Raw genomic sequence first — 18089 nt, forward strand, 5'->3', positions numbered from 1 at the left:
TCCATGCCTACCCGAGACATAAAATCAACACGTAGCGTACGGCGCAAAGTCATCTTTGTCTTCCTATCGTGCGCAATTTCACTGGTATTAGCATGGGTAATCAGCCGGGTTGCTTTCACCGAAATCATGGACACGGTAGAAAGCATTACCACACCGGAGCCCAAGTTGGAAATCGTGAGTGGCATCTCGCGCGACATCATGCGTCTCGACCAACTGCAACGCGCACAGGCCTTTGGCAACAACACTGCCTACAGCAGCTTTTCCAAAGAGTCGGCGGCGATTATCAGTTCGCTCGATTCGCTGAAGCAACTGTATGAAGGCAGCGACGTGCAACAGTCGCGCATCGACTCCATAAAAACGCTGCTCCGCCAGCGTGACAAGCTCTTCACCGCGTACGTAAAGGTGCGCGAGAAAGTGGTTGACAGCAAAGAATTTTCCGAACAACTGCAATCGCTCAGCGACGTTATCTATGAACCGAATACGGAAAGCAAGGTGGTGACCACCGAACGGAAACGCCGCACGACAACGATAGCCGGCGATACCAGTGCGGTGGCCGTCCCGCCAGTAGAAGACGACCGCGGCTTCCTTTCCCGCGTTTTTGGCAGGAAACGCGCGGAACAGCCACAACAGGTCGTCGCCGAACGGCGTATGGTGGAGGAGGAGATGGAGACCATTATCGACACCATCAGGGCTACCCAACCCGATAGCATATTGGCCCGTATCGACAGTGCCGTACAGCGCTTCCAACAACTCCAGCGACAACAGCGCGAACAGTTCGTTGACCGCGAAATGGAACTGACCGTAGCCAGCAATGCCCTTATCAGCAATATGCTCAGTATCCTGCATTCGGTAGAAAATGAGGCCATGCAACAGATGGAGGTGGATAACCTGCAGGCCAAAGCGGTAGTGAGTCAAAGCGTATGGCGCATCGGCGGAATCATTCTCGCATTTTTCTTCATAACCGCCATCATGGTTTATTTGATATTAGCCGATATCCGCCGGAGCAATGCCGATCGCATGGCGTTGGAGGCCGCGAAGGAGGAGGCGGAGTACCACGCCGCGGCCAAGCAGCGTTTCCTTGCTAATATGAGCCATGAGTTGCGCACACCGCTCCAATCCATTATCGGTTATTCGGAGCAGCTCAAGCAAACACAGCCTGCCGGTGATGCGAAGATCGACGCCATCTACCAATCGTCCGAGCACCTGCTCCAGATTGTCAACGAAATCCTGGACTACAGCCGAATTACTTCGGGCAAGATTACCTTGAATGAAAAACCGTTCGCAGTAGAGGGATTGATCAGCAATGTAGTTGCGGTTATGAAAACCCAAGCCCAAGCCAAAGGGCTGGAGTTAGCACTCAATATGCGGATTCTCGGGTCCGGTCATGTTCTCGGCGACGCATTCCGGATTAAACAAATCCTTTTCAATTTGTTGAGTAATGCTGTGAAATTCACCGACAAGGGAAAAGTGGCACTCGACGTCAGCACGGTGGTTTACACCGAAAAGACCGAGCTGAATATCGTTGTGAAAGATACCGGCAAAGGCATACCAAAAGGCGATCTCGAACGTATTTTTGATGATTTCGAACAATCCGAAAGTGCCAATTCAGGTGTCCACTTCGGCAGTGGATTGGGGCTAAGCATCGTAAAAACCATCTGTGAGAGCATGGGTGGACAGATACGTGTCGAGAGCAAAAAAGGCGTTGGCTCGGTATTCAAGGTGAATTTACCGCTTAAAACCGTTGAAAAACCGCTTCCAGACATCAACAGCCAGCAACAGGAAAACCCGCCCACACCTGTTGAGGGCAGCGTTTGGATTGTCGATGACGACAGGCTCATTTTAGCACTATGCCAAAACATACTAAACAAATACGGCGTGACCTACCGTTGCTTCAATTCGCCTAGGACCGTTTTGGATGCGCCATGGGACCCTACTGTAAAAACCATCCTGATGGATATCCGGATGCCGGAAATGGATGGCACGCAACTGAACCGTGAACTGCGTCGGAAAATCGATTCGAAAGGCGTAAACATCTACGCCTGTACCGCACAGGTGCTCCCCGAAGAACAAGAGCAAATCCTTGCAGAGGGATTCGATGGTTTGCTACTCAAACCTTTCAAGGAAGCAGATTTACTCCGCTTGCTTGGCATCTCACCGCTTTTACGCCCAGAACAAAATAACCGCTCGCAGGTATCAGCCATCCGGCACATAGCGTTAGACGACGAAGAACAAGTCCGCAATATCATTGATCACTATCTGAGGGATACGGCATCGGACATCACCGCGCTGAAAGCACACTACAACAAAAGCCAGTTAGCTGATGTGGAATTATTGCTCCACCGCATCGCCGGACGTACCGCGCAGGTCGGCGGTGATGAAATCGCTTTTCGCTTCCGGAAAATGGAAATCGATGCGCGGAGCGGCGAACTGCCCGAGCCTGCCGAATTGAAAAAAGCGATTGAGGCGGTGGAAGCCTTCTCACAGCAATTGCAGATATACGCACCCGCTCCGGTAGCCGCAACATAGAGCCGTGAGCACCGCCGAATGGGTTGCCTGTTCTTTGGCGGCAGATGAGAGATCGATAAGCTTGTTTTATATGCTGTTTTTTGTAAGCTTGCATATAAAAGCAACTTTATCTAAGTTTGGCAAAAAAACGATGTCCCACACCCCACCCCCACCACAGCTAACACCATCGAAAGCATTTGAGCGTTTGCTAACGGTATTGCATACGCTGCGCACAGCGTGTCCATGGGATCGGAAACAAACCATGGAAACGCTCCGCCACCTCAGCATTGAAGAAATGTATGAGTTGGGTGATGCGATATTGGACAACGACCTCGACGAAGTGAAGAAAGAACTGGGCGACTTGATGATGCACCTGGTGTTTTATGCTCGGATTGCCGAAGAACAGGGGGCTTTTGACGTGGTGGACGTACTCAATGCTGTATGTGAGAAATTGATTTCACGCCACCCACATATTTACGGTGACGTTGACTTGGATAACGAGGATGACGTTAAACGGAATTGGGAACAACTCAAACTCAAAGAAGGCAACAAATCGGTACTCGCCGGTGTACCGCGGTCATTACCCGCGCTGGTTAAAGCCTATCGGATACAGGATAAAGTGCGGGGCGTAGGTTTCGACTGGGAAGAAAAACACCAAGTGTGGCAGAAAGTAGAGGAGGAGTTGGAAGAATTCAAGCGAGAATTTGACGTGACTGCCAACGAAACCCTCGATGCCGAAAAAGCGGAAGCAGAATTTGGCGACCTCCTTTTCTCACTGGTCAATTATGCACGCTTCATCGGCATTAATCCCGAAAATGCCCTGGAACGAACCAACAAGAAGTTTATTAAACGGTTCAACCACCTTGAGGCGCGGGCAAAAGAACACGGCAAGCAATTGAAGGAAATGACGCTCGCAGAAATGGACGTCTTTTGGGAAGAAGCTAAAGGACTATAGTTCGCCGTGCTGGAATATGTTCTCGCCAGCACCCTGTTTTTTCAGTAACACGAAATGCGACCGTACTGCCTTGATAGCCGGATAACAGGTGTAGGGCAGGTTATACTCCTTCGCATACCGCTTGATAATGGGCGTGATATATGGATAATATGTATGGGCAACATGCGGAAACAAGTGGTGCGCCACGTGGTGGGTAAAGCCCCCAAAGAGGAAATTCGCCAGCGGGCTATCTGCACTGAAATCTTTGGTTACCATCATTTGGTGCTCAGCCCAGGTCACACCCATCTTGCCGTCGGCGGGTGGCAGTGGGAAGACAGCCGTCTCATCTACGTGGGTCGAAATCAATGCGATGACGCCCAACAGACTACCGAAAACATGCATGCATAACCATCCTAGAACCACTACGTACCACGGCTGGCTCAGCACCATAATGGGGATACCGATAAGGTAAAAAAGATTAAATGCCTTCGCGGCGAATAACCTGTAATATTCTACCCTGGGTATTTTCATGATACGTTTCACATAATTGTCTTTCGTACCGAAGAAATCCTTGAAATCACGTATAAACAACCAATTTAGCGTATACAACGGATAGAGCAAAAACATATAAATATGCTGGTATCGGTGTTGATTCAGGTATTCACTATCCGGGAATATCCGTACCAGATCGCTCTGTTTGATATCTGTATCCCAATGCTGGATATTCGGATACGGGTGATGGAGCGCATTGTGCCGCTTCGCCCACAACCAGCTGTTGCTGCCGAATAGTTCCAACACATACATAAAGCGCTGGTTATGTTTGCGCTTCTTGAATACCGACCCATGGGCTGCATCGTGGAAGGCGTTGATAAACAGCATAATCATGGAGAAGCCTAAGAAAATATAGCACAGGAACAGCAACGGAGTGGAATTGCCAAACAGCAAAATACAGGCATAGAGGCCTACGTAAAGGAAAAGCAGGAAATAGGTCTTCACCACATTCCGCCGTTGGATACGTTTGTCGCCAAGCACTTTTTGCTGTACCTCTTTCTGCAGTTTCTTGAAGAAATCATCGGGTCCAGGTTTTTTATAAGTAGGTTTCACCAATGTTTCCATGCTCAACTTAATAATTAGACTTCGCAAAGGTAGCGATAATCGCCATAAACCACCATCAAAACCATGGAAATGATTTACCACATTGACACTGCAATGACCAATAGCCACTAACTCCACATCCAAATTCGGCAATAAATCCGTACTTTCGCACGCAATATGGAAACAGTAGTAAGCGGCATCCGCAGCACCGGAAAATTACACTTGGGAAACTATTATGGCGCAGTGACCAACTTCGTGCAGATGCAGCACGAACATAATTGTTATTTTTTCATTGCGGATCTCCACTCATTGACCACCCACCCTACCCCCGCAAACTTACACGCGAATGTACGCCAAGTGGTAGTGGAGTACCTCGCCGCTGGCATTGACCCCGATGTAGCTACGATATATGTCCAGTCGGATGTCCCCGAAGTGACGGAGCTATACCTTTACCTCAACATGAATAGCTACTTAGGCGAACTGGAACGGGCGACATCATTCAAAGACAAGGTGCGGGCAAATCCAGACAATGTGAATGCAGGCCTTCTCACATATCCGGTATTGATGGCGGCCGACATCCTATTACACCGCGCTACAAAGGTGCCCGTAGGGAAAGACCAGGAGCAACACCTGGAAATGACACGCACCTTTGCAAACCGCTTCAATCGGCTCTACCAGACCGATTATTTCATCGAGCCACATGCCTTTTCCTTCAGCAAGCAACTCGTCAAGATACCCGGTCTGGATGGCAAAGGCAAAATGGGTAAATCCGAAGGCGAAGCAAACGCCGTCTACCTGTCCGATGCGCCAGAAGTGGTCCGCAAAAAAGTCATGCGCGCGGTAACCGATGGTGGACCTACGGAACCCAACCAGCAGAAGCCCGACGTGATTCAGAATCTATTTACCTTGCTCGAAGCAGTTTCCTTGCCCGATACCGTGAAGCATTTCGATGAGCTGTACAATACCTGCCAAATTCGCTATGGGGATCTCAAAAAGCAACTGGCCGAAGATATGGTTACTGCCACGGCATCTGTCCGATCACGTATTGCTGAAATTTCAAACGATAACGGTTATATTAGCAAAGTGATTCGGCAAGGGAACGAAAAAGCACGTGAAAGTGCACGGAAAACCCTGGCAGAGGTACGCGAGATCATCGGTTTCAAGAAGTTCTGATAGCAGACGCTAGCGATTAGGCGACGGACTACTGACTCGCGACGGTTGACTTTTACTTTTTGACTTACAACTCAAGACATGCACATAGCCATTGTAGGAAATATCGGCGCGGGTAAGACAACACTTACCAAACTACTCGCCAACCACCTCAACTGGGCACCCCAGTTTGAGGCCGTGGATGACAATCCTTACTTAGAGGATTTTTATAGCGACATGAAGCGATGGGCATTCAACCTTCAGATTTTTTTCCTCAACAGCCGCTTCCGCCACATTGTGAAGCTTCAGCAACAAGAATCGCGTATCATCCAAGACCGTACGATTTACGAAGACGCATATATCTTCGCGGAGAACCTCTATGACATGGGGTTGATGAGTGCGCGTGATTTCGAAAATTACAGCAACATCTTCGAAAGCATCGTCTCTTACATCAAGCCGCCCGACTTATTGATTTATCTCAGGGCATCCGTTCCCACATTGGTCGAAAATATCCAAACGAGGGGCCGCGAGTATGAAGCAAACATCCGGTTGGATTACCTGTCCAAGCTCAATGCAAAATACGAGAAGTGGATCAAGAATTATAAAGAAGGGAAATTGCTTATCCTCGACAAGGATAAACTCGACTTTGCCAACAATCCGGAGGACCTAGGATTTGTGGTCCAAAAAATCGAGACAGAACTGTTCGGACTATTCTGACAAAACATGCGGCCGGGACAAGTTGCCTCCGGCTCGCAAGTTATTTACACACATCCAAACCATTAACGGCTTGTCAGGATTTCCCTGAAATTGATGACGCTTTGCTTCACATCTCCTGCATTATCTTCCCAGTTATGCTCATACTCGGCAGAAATATTGCCTTTGAACCCCTGCCGCTTTAATTCCGCAATTATACCCTCCACATTGCACACGCCCGTGCCCCAATGTACATCATGGGTATTAGGCGATTTTGCTTCCAAGTCCTTGAAATGTAAACTGACCAGATGCCCCTCATATTTCTTAAGGCTCTCCACCGGATCCAAACCGGACCGTACCCAATGGCCAATATCGGCACATCCACCCACGTATTTACTATTGGCTGCAGCGATTGCATCAAGTACTGTTTGAGGGTTCCAATAATGCGATGGCTGGGGGTGATTATGGATGCCTACCTTGATCTTATATTGGTCTGCAAGGCGACCAATCAACGGCATAGACGCTACATTGGGTTCCGTATTGATTACTTTAATACCCATCGCCTTGGCAAATTCGAAAATTTGTGTCCATTCTTCTTCGTTATTGCCATTTACGACACCAAATGCGCAGAGTTTCACCTTCTTTTTCTTCAGGGCCTTCAGAATGGCTTTGCGCTTAGCTGCATCCATATTATAGTCCATATTACCTTCAAACCCACCGCCGAGTTTCTGTCCAGGATAGGCTTCCACCGAATTAAGCCCGGCACTGAGCGTTTTATCTATTGCCTCAAAAAATGTAAACCGGTTGAAGCTGTAGGTTTGGGCAGATAGGTGCCATCCTAACTTTCGCTCCGGTTGTTGCTGTGCACTTCCCGGTGTGATGCTTAAACCCCAGGCTACCAAGCCCAGGAGAATTACTCGTGTTAACTTCATGCTCATGTTATCTAATTAAATTTGTTAATGGTCAAAAATCGTAACGCCGAAGGCAAACATGGACGCCCTTACTAACGATGTGCTTCATATCGGAACGAACGGACCGACTGCCGAAGGAACACACGGTGGTGATCCGGCAGCGGGAAGGCATGCCGCAATGTCTCGATGGCCTCGTCCAACTGGGCCGTGGTGCGTATCCCCAATGCTGCCGTGGCAACCGCCGGATGCCCCCATACATAGGCAAGTGCCACCGTTAGTAGCGGTACTTCCAAGTAAGCAGCAACCTGCGCAACGGCTTTCGTTACCCGGGCTACCTCCCCATCGGTGTATTGCAGGTAACTGTCGGCTGCTTTACCGATCAGTAATCCCTGGGCAACCGCCCCCCGACAAATCACACCTATGTTATGTTCGTGGAGGAAGTCAAGCGTCGCTTCTTCGGGCCGATGGTCCAACAGACTGTACTGCGTCATTACGCTGACAATATTGGAGCGCTTGGCGTACTCACGGATCACATTCGGCCGGATGGACGAAATCCCATACCAACGGATTTTCCCCTGTTCCTTAATTTGCTCAAACGCTTCGATGATTTCATCTATCGGATCATCGATTGTTCCACCGTGCAATTGATATAAATCGATGTAGTCGGTCTTTAGCCGTCTCAGGCTTTGGTCAACGTGCTTCAGGATATATGCCTTACTCGGATTCCAATCCCAACCGCTTCCGTCGGGTCGCCATTGGTTGCCTACTTTCGTAGCAATGATAACTTTCTTCCGGATTGGTTTAAGCGCTTCCCCGACATACAGTTCATTAAGCCCTTTTTGGTAGAGGTCGGCCGTGTCGAAATAATTGATGCCACCATCCACCGCCTTACGCAACAGGTCAGCATAGACAGCAGCGTTCTCACCCAACGACATGCAGCCGAATGCTACAGGGTTTACCCACAAATCCGATTTACCTAACCGGTTCATTTTGCTTGGTCTGCTTCCACTGCTACGGGTGCGTTGACAGCAGGTTGTATCGAAACCAGTTCTACATCAAAAATCAATGGGCTATATGGCGGGATATCCTGCCCGGCACCCCGCTCGCCGTAGCCGAGCTCATAAGGTACGTAAATCCGATAATGTGCACCTACCGGCATCAGCTGCAACCCCTCTTGCCATCCTGATATGACCCGTCCAAGCGGAAATGTAGCTGGTTCACCGCGATCATAAGAACTATCGAAGACGTGGCCGTCGATCAGTTGCCCTTTATAATGCACCGTTACCGTATCGGCAAGCGTAGGCCTTTCACCCGTTCCTTCTCGGATTACTTCGTACTGGAGGCCGGAAACGGTGGTTGTGACACCCGACCGCGCTTTATTACTTTCCATGAATGCATGGGCCTCATCACGCTTCCGGCCATCCATTTTCTCACGGGCCGAGGAAATCGTCTGCATAATCAACTCGTGTTCCTCAGTCTCTTCGAATGGGCTTTCCTTTCCCGCGAATATATCGGCGATAGCTTGGGCAAGCACCTTGGCATTGATGGTCTCCAGCCCCGTACGTTTTAGGTCGCGTGCCACCGAAGCACCAAATGCATACGCAACCGAATCCGCGCGGTCTGACAACATCAACACACCTTCACCACGATCCTGCTGCGCGTTTGCATATCCGACGGTCATCAACAGGGCACATACGGTGCTTAAATTTAAAAACTTCATATTGGAAAATCGCTAAATACAATTAGAGTAGCGCACCAAACTTAGATAAACTCGCACATATATGCAAGTATCCATTTCTCGTTATTGCATCCGCTCATTAACCTTCATGATCTCCTGCAGCATGTATTCCCGTCGACCATTATCCGGCGAAACATTGATTCCCTCTTCGTTATCATGCGGCGGGTAATCAAATACCCACATGGCCGAGAGCGGCACCCGGTTATCTTCAATAGCTTTCAAGATTTCCATGAATTTATCTCGCGTTTCTGTGCCATACTTCACTTCCTGGGCGCCCCACTCGCCGAGGAATAACGGCTTTTTAAGCGCAGCTGCCGCCGCCATGCTGGCACGGATCAAACCATCCACCCCAACTTCGCCATCAGAAAAATACCCTTCTTCAGCGGATCCGGGATACACGTGGCTGCTAAGCACATCGATTAGATCGGGATGCTGTATGCCCAGCATCTCGATAAACTCGGCTCGGGTATCTGCCGCCCAACTTTGGTTTTTCCAAAGATTCCTTGCTGCCGGTCGCTGAACCGCATTGCCGGTAATCACGATCCGGGTTTCGTCATATTTACGTACTTCCTTGGCAAACGCCTGCATCATCACCAAAAGATCGGCCGTATATAGCTTATCCTCTTTCGATCGTTTGGCAGGCGTACCGAGTTCCGGAACAATGGGCGGCAGGTTATCATCATCTCCGGGCAGGTCAACGAGCAGATTCACCTCGTTACCTTGTTCCCAGCCCCAAATCGCCGGTGAATCCCGGTATCGCACGACCACCTCACGGATAAATTTCCGCATGAGTTCGTGCGTTTTGCTATCCGTGTTTCCCCACTGATTTACCGATTCACCCACTAAGTCGGGTACGGTGGGTGTATGCCAGAAAAACGAAGGAATCAGCCCAATACCAAACGCTTCCGCTGCTGCTACGAATGCGTCCAATTGCTTGAAATAATCATCAGGGGTATTCAAATAAAGATGCCAGTTTTTCGGCCAATAGCCGTTTACAGCAAACCGGATAAACGGGATATTGCGCTCCCGAAGGTATGCCAATCCGGCCCGATACGACGTATCACTTTGTTGCCCGTCGTCAAGCGTGCGGATAAACGCATTGAAGTAATTGACGCCGATGGCTTGGTACGGTTCGCCATTTAGCAACAGTTCGCCCGCTTTGGATACGGAAAGACCTGGGTAATGATTACTATTACTGCACGAGCCGCCCCCCATTATAAACAGAAATAGTAAGCTGATTCCTATCCATTTCATAAACATTTCCTTTGTGGTTTCACTTGTCTCCGGTCCTTTTTATCTTAACAAACTAGTTAAAATCGACTATGTAGCTGCAGCGAGCAGGGCAAAATGACCCGTTTGGGTTCATATGGATACCACGTTCTGGATTTTGCCTTTGCATGCTGCATCTGCTCAATCAGGGAATTCACCGCCGCTTTGCCAATTTCTCCGACCGGCATACGTGCAACATTGATCTGTGGGGCTAGTACTTTAAAGATGGGAACGTCATGGATACATGCCATTTCAAAATCCGTCTTTATCCCTTTTTCATAAAAATACTCGAACGCCTCCAGCGCCAAGATGTGGGTGGTAAAAAAGAAACCATCCACATCGGGCACCTCGGCAAAAATATTGTTCAGCACCCGACGAACATCTTTTTCATAACCCGCGAAATCAACTTCGCCATATAGCCTCGGATCCACTTGCAGGCCAGATTCTCGCAATGCATCCTCTACCCCTTCACGACGCTGACTCATTATTGTGAGATAGGAATTAGTTGTCAGCAACGCTATTTTTTTACACCCGCTGTTAACCAAGTGCTTAGCCAGCATATAACAACTATCCCTGTTATTGATGATGATGTAGCTTGCATTCAGCTCCGGAAAATAGCGATCTATCGTAGTCAGCGGGTATCCCTCCTCGATTAGCCGCTGCACTTCTACCTCCGACTGTTTTGTGGGCACCAAGATAATCCCATCCACGCGCTTAGCTTTGAATAGCCGGATGATCTCGTCTTCCCGATTGATATCGGATTCCGAACTACTTATCATGAGCGAATAGCCTTCGTCCCGTGCCCTTGATTCGATTTCCCTAGCCACTTCCGAATAAAATGTATCTGAAATCGACGGCAATATCAAGCCAATGATCTTGGTTTCGCCCGTATTGAGGCTCTGAGCAAGCATATTGGGTTGGTAATGCAGTGATGCAGCGTATGCCAGCACCCGCGCGGCCGTAGCCTCGCTGATGTTCTTCTGCTTTGCCTGGCCAGAAAGCACCCAAGACACCGTAGTCTTTGAGAGACCCAAATGTTTGGCGATATGTTTCAATGACGGCCTCAAACCAGCTTAATTATGGATTACATTGGATTTGGTTAACGGTTTACGTTAACAGTGCAATATTAGTTATTTTTTTATTGCAAATGGGTTTTATTTTTTTCGGAGACGTGTAGCGTATATTTAGTCCGGCTTTCTTACAGCGCGTTACGCATTACCGGGCACTTTCCTTAAGTTCGGAAGCAATGCAGCCACGACCCCGATGAGCGGCAAGAAGGAGCAGATGTGATATACATAGTCAATCCCTTGGCTATCGGCTACCTTGCCGAGTACCGCAGAGCCAATACCCCCCATCCCAAATGCAAACCCGAAAAACAACCCCGATACCATCCCGACATTGCCGGGCAACAGTTCTTGGGCATAGACCAAAATGGCGGCAAATGCCGATGCGATGATCACACCGATGACAAACGAAAGGACGATTGTCCAAAATAAGTTGGCGTATGGCAGCGCCAACGTGAAGGGTGATGCCCCCAAGATTGATAACCAAATGACGTATTTACGGCCGATTCGATCGCCTACGGGGCCACCGATCATGGTACCCGCGGCCACGGCGAAAAGGAATATAAACAGGTAAATCTGCGATTGCTGCACGGACACATCAAATTTGTGCATGAGGTAAAACGTGTAGTAGCTGGTGAGGCTGGCAAAATAAAAATACTTGGAAAAAATCAGCACCAACAGTACCACAATGGAACCGACTACCGTCTTACGGGGCAATGTGCGCTGTACAACTGCTTTGGTCTTATTTTTTCGAAGGATGTAATTACGGATGGATTTCGGTTTATACCATTTGCCAATGCGATAAAGTATAATGATGGCGGTAAGTGCCGCCACGGAAAACCAAATAACGTGGAACTGCCCAAAGGGTGCAATAAGCATCGCGGCTAATAGCGGACCGATGGCGCTACCTGCATTGCCCCCAACTTGGAAGAGTGATTGGGCAAAACCCCGCCGACCACCCGACGCTGCATAAGCCATCCGAGATGCCTCTGGATGGAAAACCGACGACCCAGCACCCACGAATGCGACAGCAACCAATATCCATCGGTAATTGGGCGCTAGCGCCATCATAATCAACCCGGTGAGGCTAAACCCCATACCAACGGGCAGGGCATAAGGGTACGGTTTGGTATCTGTAATAATACCGACCAACGGTTGCAAAAGGGAAGACGATAGTTGGAACACCAAAGTAATTACGCCGATTTGCGAGAAGCTCAAATGGAACGAATCCTTTACTATTGGATAAATCGCAGGTATGAGAGACTGTATGGTGTCATTGAGCAAGTGTGAAAAACTCAATGCGAACAGTACGGGATAAATGGTGGCAGATACGTGCTTATTGACGGTGGATTTCTCGGTGCCCATATACACAAAATGAATTTCGTGCAAAGCTAATCATATTATCGATGCGCAAACTCATCAATTTGCAACAAACCACTACACGTGGGGCATAGATAAAAAAACCGGGGTGCAATGATATTCACCCCGGTCGTCGCGTAGGTCGATCATCAGGCCTGTAGCCTGACCCCTTATAACGTCAAACTCAGCTTGATCTGAAACATGTTGTTCTTGAATTTCTCTTTGCCCGACTGCACCTCACCATTACCTTCACTGGTTTCATACTCATATTTGAATGAACCGGGAAAATAGTCTAACGATAAACCGATGCCACCATAGCGCACCGTGGCACCGTAATTTTGTTTAAACCCGAATTTACCCAATTTGGTGAATTCGCCGAGCCCCCCTTCTTCTTCGTCGACATCTTTCTCGGGCATAAATGTGAAATACCGTTCGTCCTCATCGTTGTAAGCATAGTAATCCAACCACCCCACGAAATAGGTTGCGGCCAGCTGTGCCCGAACGTCAACGACCAATTTATCGATAAGATTAACGGAAATCACCGGCCCAAGTTTAGAAGACACCGATGCAGCGAAAAAATCCATCTCCTCCACCTCATATCCCGCAGCTCTATCCCTTTCGATGATGTTACTCCAATCCAATTCGTTATAAGTAAGCGAAAGCTGTGTCCAGTCTATCCCGATTTTAGTAGGAAATAACGGCAATAGGCTTGTTTTGTTAAAATAATAATTCCGCCCGAACTCAAACACATAGCCGCGCTTCGCTCCATAGCGACCATTCGTCAGGTTAGCCAACATGGACGCTTCGTGGTCGAACGCCCCCCCGTCGTTAACGGAAAAATTGGAAAAGTCGTCCTTCAGTTCCTGTCCAAAATTACTGAACCCCAAACGTAGATAGCCCCGGCTGAGTTTGGTGTCATTTTTCGTAATCTGACCATAAGACCAGGTAACGGTAGCCAATAATACGGCCAATACTAGTAATTGCTTTTTCATGATTAATTGATATGGTTTAAACGTTATTTGATTCAGTTGTTGGGGTAGTTGTAGATTGAAGGTTTTATTAAATCGCGTTGCGACCTCACGTTCATTTTCTCTTCTAAAAGTCTTAAAGTGGTAAATCACTGCAAACCTAACCAAACCTCATTCTCGAAAAAATACCCAGTACTGGGTATTTTTTTGCCTACCAAAATCCTAACTAGTTTTTCTTGGAGCAGTTATTGCTATTTACTTTAAACTTTCAGGCACCATTGGATGTCATATAATAAAAGGAATAGCAAACAGGATTAATCATGCAAAGCAAACCCGTATGAAAACGTATCTTACCCTTGCCATCGGTCTTGTTGGAGTAGCAGGACTTACTTCATGTACCAAAGAGTATTATAGCCCCCCGCCTAGCAAAACGTTCATTTACAACATCTCAACAGCGGATTGGGACTGGGACGAAGGCGTTGTCAATCAAATCTATTACGATATTGATCTGCCCGAATTGACCGATTACTATGTAGACCAGGGGGTAGTAAGCGTTTCGATCAGCGTGGATAACGAAACGTCATACAATATTCTACCGGCCACGATTATGGGTACCGCTTATTCTGTCAATTATACGACTGGATTCGTTACGATCTATGCGGAAGACCCTATCTTCGATCCTGATTTTGAAGTCCCCATTCCCGATCGGGCTATAAAAGTGAAGATTACCCTTTCGGAAGCGGATTACATTCCATAAAAAAAGCGGCTTTAAGCCGCTTTTTTTATGGAGACACCCCGTTTTCAGTTACTCTGCACCCATTCCTTCAATCACCGCTTGGCTTACGCCCGTAAACGAGAATCCACCGTCGTGGAACAAGTTCTGCATAGTCACCATCTTGGTCAAATCAGAGAATAAGGTAACGGTATAGTCCGCACATTGGTCAGCCGTAGCATTTCCCAACGGCGACATTTTATCAGCATACGAAATGAAGTCGCCGAAACCCTTGACACCGGAACCCGCCGTAGTCTGCGTGGGCGATTGGCTAATGGTATTTACCCGTACGTTTTTCTTCACGCCGTATTGATAACCGAAATTGCGGGTAATGCTTTCCAACAGCGCCTTGGCATCGGCCATGTCATTATAATCTGGAAATACCCGTTGTGCAGCGATGTACGTAAGCGCCACAACGGAACCCCAGTCGTTGATGGCATCTTTTTTCATGGCTGTGGCCAGCACACGATGCAGACTTATCGCGGAAATATCGAATGCCTTATGCATAAACTCGTAATTGTTTTCCGCATAGGGGATTCCCTTTCGCACATTGATACTCATACCTACAGAATGCAGGACGAAGTCTATCCCACCCCCGAAATGTGCCAATGCTTGATCAAACAGGTTTTCGATATCCTCGGTACTGGTCACGTCGGCGGGAATGACAGGGGCGTTGTTACATTCTTCGGCCAATTGCTTGATGGTACCCATACGCAAAGCCACGGGCGCATTCGTAAGGACGATATCGGCACCTTCCTGCACGCACCGCTGCGCCGTTTTCCAAGCGATAGACTTATCGTCTAGGGCACCGAAAATAATTCCTTTCTTTCCTTTCAATAGGTTATGAGACATAGTTTGTTATTTTTAGTCAATAAAATACAGCGGGTAAAAGTAATGCTTTTTTTTATCTTTTTGCTGTGAACTTCATGCGGCAGGCGCATGCCGTACGACTAACGTCCCAACAACTCCGCAGCATGTTTCATGGCAATTTCGCCGGGATTTGCACCACCAAGCATCTGTGCCAACTCGAATACGCGGTCTTGTGGTTGTAGTTGGGCTATGTGGGTCGCCGTCTTTTCGGCCAATTCCGCCTTGTATACCTTGAAGTGGGTGGTCCCTTTTGCAGCAATCTGCGGCAAGTGGGTAATGGCAATTACCTGCATCCGTGTGGCCAAGCGCTCCATAATGTCTGCTACCTTCAATGCCACTTCGCCCGAGATTCCCGTATCGATCTCATCGAAGATAATCGTGGGCAGCGATGATGTTTTGGCAATCAGTGATTTGATGGCCAGCATCAACCGGGACAATTCGCCACCCGAAGCAACTTTGCTAATGGGTTGCGGGTCTTGGCCGCGGTTGGCGGTAAACCGAAAATCCACTCGATCTCGTCCCGAGTCCTTGATTTCCGCCTCAGCCGTTTGAACGATTTCAATATGTAAACGGCTGTGTGGCATGCCCACCTCGTTCAAAACGCTACCTATTTCCCCCTCAACCAACGGAGCAACGGATTGCCGGCTTTGACTTAATGCCGTGGCCAGCTCCAGTAATTCGGCCCACAGTTTCTTCACTTCGGCTTCCAAATGCTCAATCGCTACTTCATCGGCCGATAGGCCCGCTAATTTCGCTGCCAGTTCTTCGCGCAGTACAATCAGCGCATCTCCGTCTTCCACCCGGTGCTTTTGTTGCAAAGCATACAGTTGGCTAAGTCGATCGGTAACCAATATCAGCCGCTCTTCGTCCAATGAGACGTCCTGTTCCGTACGACTGACCTCGTCCGCCAAGTCCTTCAGCTCAATGAGGCTGCTTTGCAGCCGCTCCACCTGCGACGAAAGCGCGGGCATATGCCGCTCGGCTTGCTGTAATTGCTGGAGGCCCGCATTAAGAAGTGCTATCACGTTGACCTCCTCTTCCTGTAAGGCACCCGCTACCCCCAGAAGACTTCGCTTAATCTCTTCGGCGTGCTCAAGTTGTTGCTGTTCGGCCTCCAATTGCAGCTGTTCGCCACTTTCAAGATTGGCTGCAGCCAACTCATCATAGAGGAACTGGTGGTAATCAGCCTCGGCACGGGCACGGGCAGCTTCATCTTTCAAACCAGCGAGTTTGGCCGATCCAGATCGGTATGCGCGGTATACGGAGGCATACTGTTCCCGCAGTGACTGGTTTTGGGCCACGCTATCCAGGATAAGCAACTGAAACGATTCCGTGTTGAGTTGCAGCGTGGCATGTTGTGAATGGATGTCGATCAACTTTTCGGTCAGCGCCTTCAGCACGTGTAGCGTCACCGGTGTGTCGTTGACAAAGGCCCGCGACTTACCATCTACGCTGACCTCCCGGCGTATAATGGTTTCTTGCTCATAATCTAAATCCTGCTCCGCGAAAAATTCATGCAAATGATAGGCTGAAACATCAAAATACCCCTCGATGACACATTTCTTCTGCTGGTTGAAAAAATACCGGCTTTCCACACGCTGGCCCAAGATAAGTGACAGACCCCCCATGATAATGGACTTGCCAGCACCGGTTTCGCCGGTTAGGATGTTCAAGCCTTTATCGAAATGGATATCGAGCGAATCAATCAAAGCATAGTTCCGGATGGATAAACGACTCAGCATACAACCTCACTAACGGCTATTACGTAAACTTTCATATTTATTGGCATTGGCAGGATCCACCTCGGCTAGGATGTTGTACGCCTGTACCCGTTCCTGAGGCCCCATCCCCCCGAATATACCGACCAGTTCATCTGACTTGGCCGTGAAAAACACTTGGTTGAATACCGCCCCTTGCGCCAACCGGTCAACTTCCTTTAATTGAGGTAACAAGTCCAAAATGTGCTTGCGAGCCTGTTGCACATTATCTGACATGGAATCCAGTCCATTCAAGTAAAAACTGTACAGGAAATCACGCAGCGGTTGATACCTACGGTCCAGCAGATTATTAACCAGCCAAAAACGGTTATTCATCCCCTCCATGGAACGCCAGCCCGTAAAACCTGTATTCTGAGCGTTATTCACAATATTCTGGGCAGCGGTATAAAAGGGCGTACCGCCGCTTTGTTCAAACGTGTCGGCATCTAACCCAACGATAATATAAGCATAGTAGGCCAGCAAAGACGTTAAGTTGTTCATGTACTGTTGGTCGGAATAATCCATCAACTGACCTTCGGTATAGTTGAAGTTAAAGTTATTGTCGGATATACTAAGCACCGGACTGTTATAGGATGTATTGAATACCGGACGGGTGGAGATAATCTGTGCCTGCGCCGTGAAATTTGAAGAACCATCCCAAGTGTTTATCGTAATCACGAAGCTGCAGTCGATACGCTCCTGCGGCTGCACCTGGTTGGTGCTCCATGTCCGGTTGTTGAGGAAATCAGAAATCGCCTTTTCTAAAACTTCCAACGCTCGTTTATTGGTGTTTTGCACCTGGGGTGATAAAATTTGCACGCGAGCGTTAAGGTCCTGCGCCAGGCCGGTTTTGAGGGAAGTGAAAAAAAAGAGGACTATAGCCAACGGCCACATCCGTATACGCATCGCTCGAATCATGCCCAAAACTAGATAAAGTTGCTTTGATATGCAAACGGTTTGGTTTTTGCTTCTTCTCATTTTGAAAAGTTTTAAGCATCTTCGCTA

General features: G+C 48.5%; 16 protein-coding genes. 5 read left to right on the forward strand and 11 right to left on the reverse strand.

Annotation, left to right across the window (positions count from 1 at the left end; translation table 11 throughout):
* Positions 1-3: 3 nt before the first annotated feature.
* Together VNQ80_RS04000 and mazG are read left to right on the forward strand one after the other, a co-directional pair.
* The gene (locus VNQ80_RS04000) at positions 4-2526 is read left to right on the forward strand and encodes an ATP-binding protein (RefSeq protein ID WP_325636164.1); all 2523 of its coding nucleotides are present in this window, start codon (positions 4-6) and stop codon (positions 2524-2526) included.
* Between the two features lie 130 nt (positions 2527-2656).
* Positions 2657-3460, forward strand: coding sequence for a nucleoside triphosphate pyrophosphohydrolase (mazG, locus tag VNQ80_RS04005; RefSeq protein ID WP_325636165.1), 804 nt, complete (start codon positions 2657-2659; stop codon positions 3458-3460).
* Here the strand turns inward: mazG and VNQ80_RS04010 are convergent.
* Positions 3455-4555 (reverse strand): acyl-CoA desaturase, encoded by a 1101-nt coding sequence (locus tag VNQ80_RS04010; protein WP_325636166.1) that lies wholly within the window; start codon positions 4553-4555, stop codon positions 3455-3457. The two genes, mazG and VNQ80_RS04010, sit on opposite strands and share 6 nt — an antisense overlap.
* Positions 4556-4711: 156 nt before the next feature.
* Between VNQ80_RS04010 and trpS the strand changes: the two genes are divergently transcribed.
* Together trpS and VNQ80_RS04020 are read left to right on the forward strand one after the other, a co-directional pair.
* The gene (gene trpS / locus VNQ80_RS04015; protein ID WP_325636167.1) at positions 4712-5707 is read left to right on the forward strand and encodes a tryptophan--tRNA ligase; all 996 of its coding nucleotides are present in this window, start codon (positions 4712-4714) and stop codon (positions 5705-5707) included.
* A 78-nt stretch (positions 5708-5785) separates the two neighbouring features.
* The gene (locus VNQ80_RS04020) at positions 5786-6400 is read left to right on the forward strand and encodes a deoxynucleoside kinase (protein WP_325636168.1); all 615 of its coding nucleotides are present in this window, start codon (positions 5786-5788) and stop codon (positions 6398-6400) included.
* Positions 6401-6462: 62 nt separating this feature from the next.
* Here VNQ80_RS04020 and VNQ80_RS04025 read toward each other — a convergent pair whose 3' ends face one another.
* From VNQ80_RS04025 to VNQ80_RS04055, 7 genes are all read right to left on the reverse strand, one after another.
* A complete protein-coding gene (locus VNQ80_RS04025; RefSeq protein WP_325636169.1) occupies positions 6463-7308 on the reverse strand; it encodes a sugar phosphate isomerase/epimerase in 846 nt (281 codons plus the stop codon).
* 71 nt (positions 7309-7379) lie between these two features.
* Positions 7380-8276 (reverse strand): aldo/keto reductase, encoded by an 897-nt coding sequence (locus VNQ80_RS04030; protein ID WP_325636170.1) that lies wholly within the window; start codon positions 8274-8276, stop codon positions 7380-7382.
* A complete protein-coding gene (locus VNQ80_RS04035) occupies positions 8273-9007 on the reverse strand; it encodes an FKBP-type peptidyl-prolyl cis-trans isomerase (protein ID WP_325636171.1) in 735 nt (244 codons plus the stop codon). The genes VNQ80_RS04030 and VNQ80_RS04035 overlap by 4 nt, the downstream gene beginning before the upstream one ends.
* Before the next feature lie 81 nt (positions 9008-9088).
* Positions 9089-10279, reverse strand: a complete 1191-nt coding sequence (locus VNQ80_RS04040) for a cellulase family glycosylhydrolase (protein ID WP_325636172.1) — start codon at positions 10277-10279, stop codon at positions 9089-9091.
* Between the two features lie 56 nt (positions 10280-10335).
* On the reverse strand, positions 10336-11361 hold the full coding sequence (locus VNQ80_RS04045) for a LacI family DNA-binding transcriptional regulator (protein WP_325636173.1): 1026 nt from the start codon (positions 11359-11361) through the stop codon (positions 10336-10338).
* A gap of 141 nt (positions 11362-11502) precedes the next feature.
* Positions 11503-12723 (reverse strand): MFS transporter, encoded by a 1221-nt coding sequence (locus VNQ80_RS04050; RefSeq protein ID WP_325636174.1) that lies wholly within the window; start codon positions 12721-12723, stop codon positions 11503-11505.
* Between the two features lie 164 nt (positions 12724-12887).
* A complete protein-coding gene (locus VNQ80_RS04055; protein WP_325636175.1) occupies positions 12888-13709 on the reverse strand; it encodes a hypothetical protein in 822 nt (273 codons plus the stop codon).
* A 313-nt stretch (positions 13710-14022) separates the two neighbouring features.
* Here VNQ80_RS04055 and VNQ80_RS04060 point away from each other — a divergent pair, with 313 nt between their 5' ends.
* Positions 14023-14442: a hypothetical protein gene (locus VNQ80_RS04060; RefSeq protein ID WP_325636176.1), complete on the forward strand. Its 420-nt coding sequence runs from the start codon at positions 14023-14025 to the stop codon at positions 14440-14442.
* Between the two features lie 48 nt (positions 14443-14490).
* Here VNQ80_RS04060 and VNQ80_RS04065 read toward each other — a convergent pair whose 3' ends face one another.
* The 3 genes from VNQ80_RS04065 to VNQ80_RS04075 form a co-directional block, all read right to left on the reverse strand.
* The gene (locus VNQ80_RS04065) at positions 14491-15309 is read right to left on the reverse strand and encodes an enoyl-ACP reductase FabI (protein ID WP_325636177.1); all 819 of its coding nucleotides are present in this window, start codon (positions 15307-15309) and stop codon (positions 14491-14493) included.
* Positions 15310-15407: 98 nt separating this feature from the next.
* Complete coding sequence (gene recN, locus VNQ80_RS04070) at positions 15408-17069, reverse strand: DNA repair protein RecN (RefSeq protein WP_325636178.1); 1662 nt, start codon at positions 17067-17069, stop codon at positions 15408-15410.
* A gap of 9 nt (positions 17070-17078) precedes the next feature.
* On the reverse strand, positions 17079-18062 hold the full coding sequence (locus tag VNQ80_RS04075; RefSeq protein WP_325636179.1) for a DUF4835 family protein: 984 nt from the start codon (positions 18060-18062) through the stop codon (positions 17079-17081).
* Between the last annotated feature and the right edge of the window lie 27 nt (positions 18063-18089).

The sequence above is a fragment of the Parapedobacter sp. genome, from assembly GCF_035556095.1.
In the GTDB taxonomy this organism is placed as follows: domain Bacteria; phylum Bacteroidota; class Bacteroidia; order Sphingobacteriales; family Sphingobacteriaceae; genus Parapedobacter.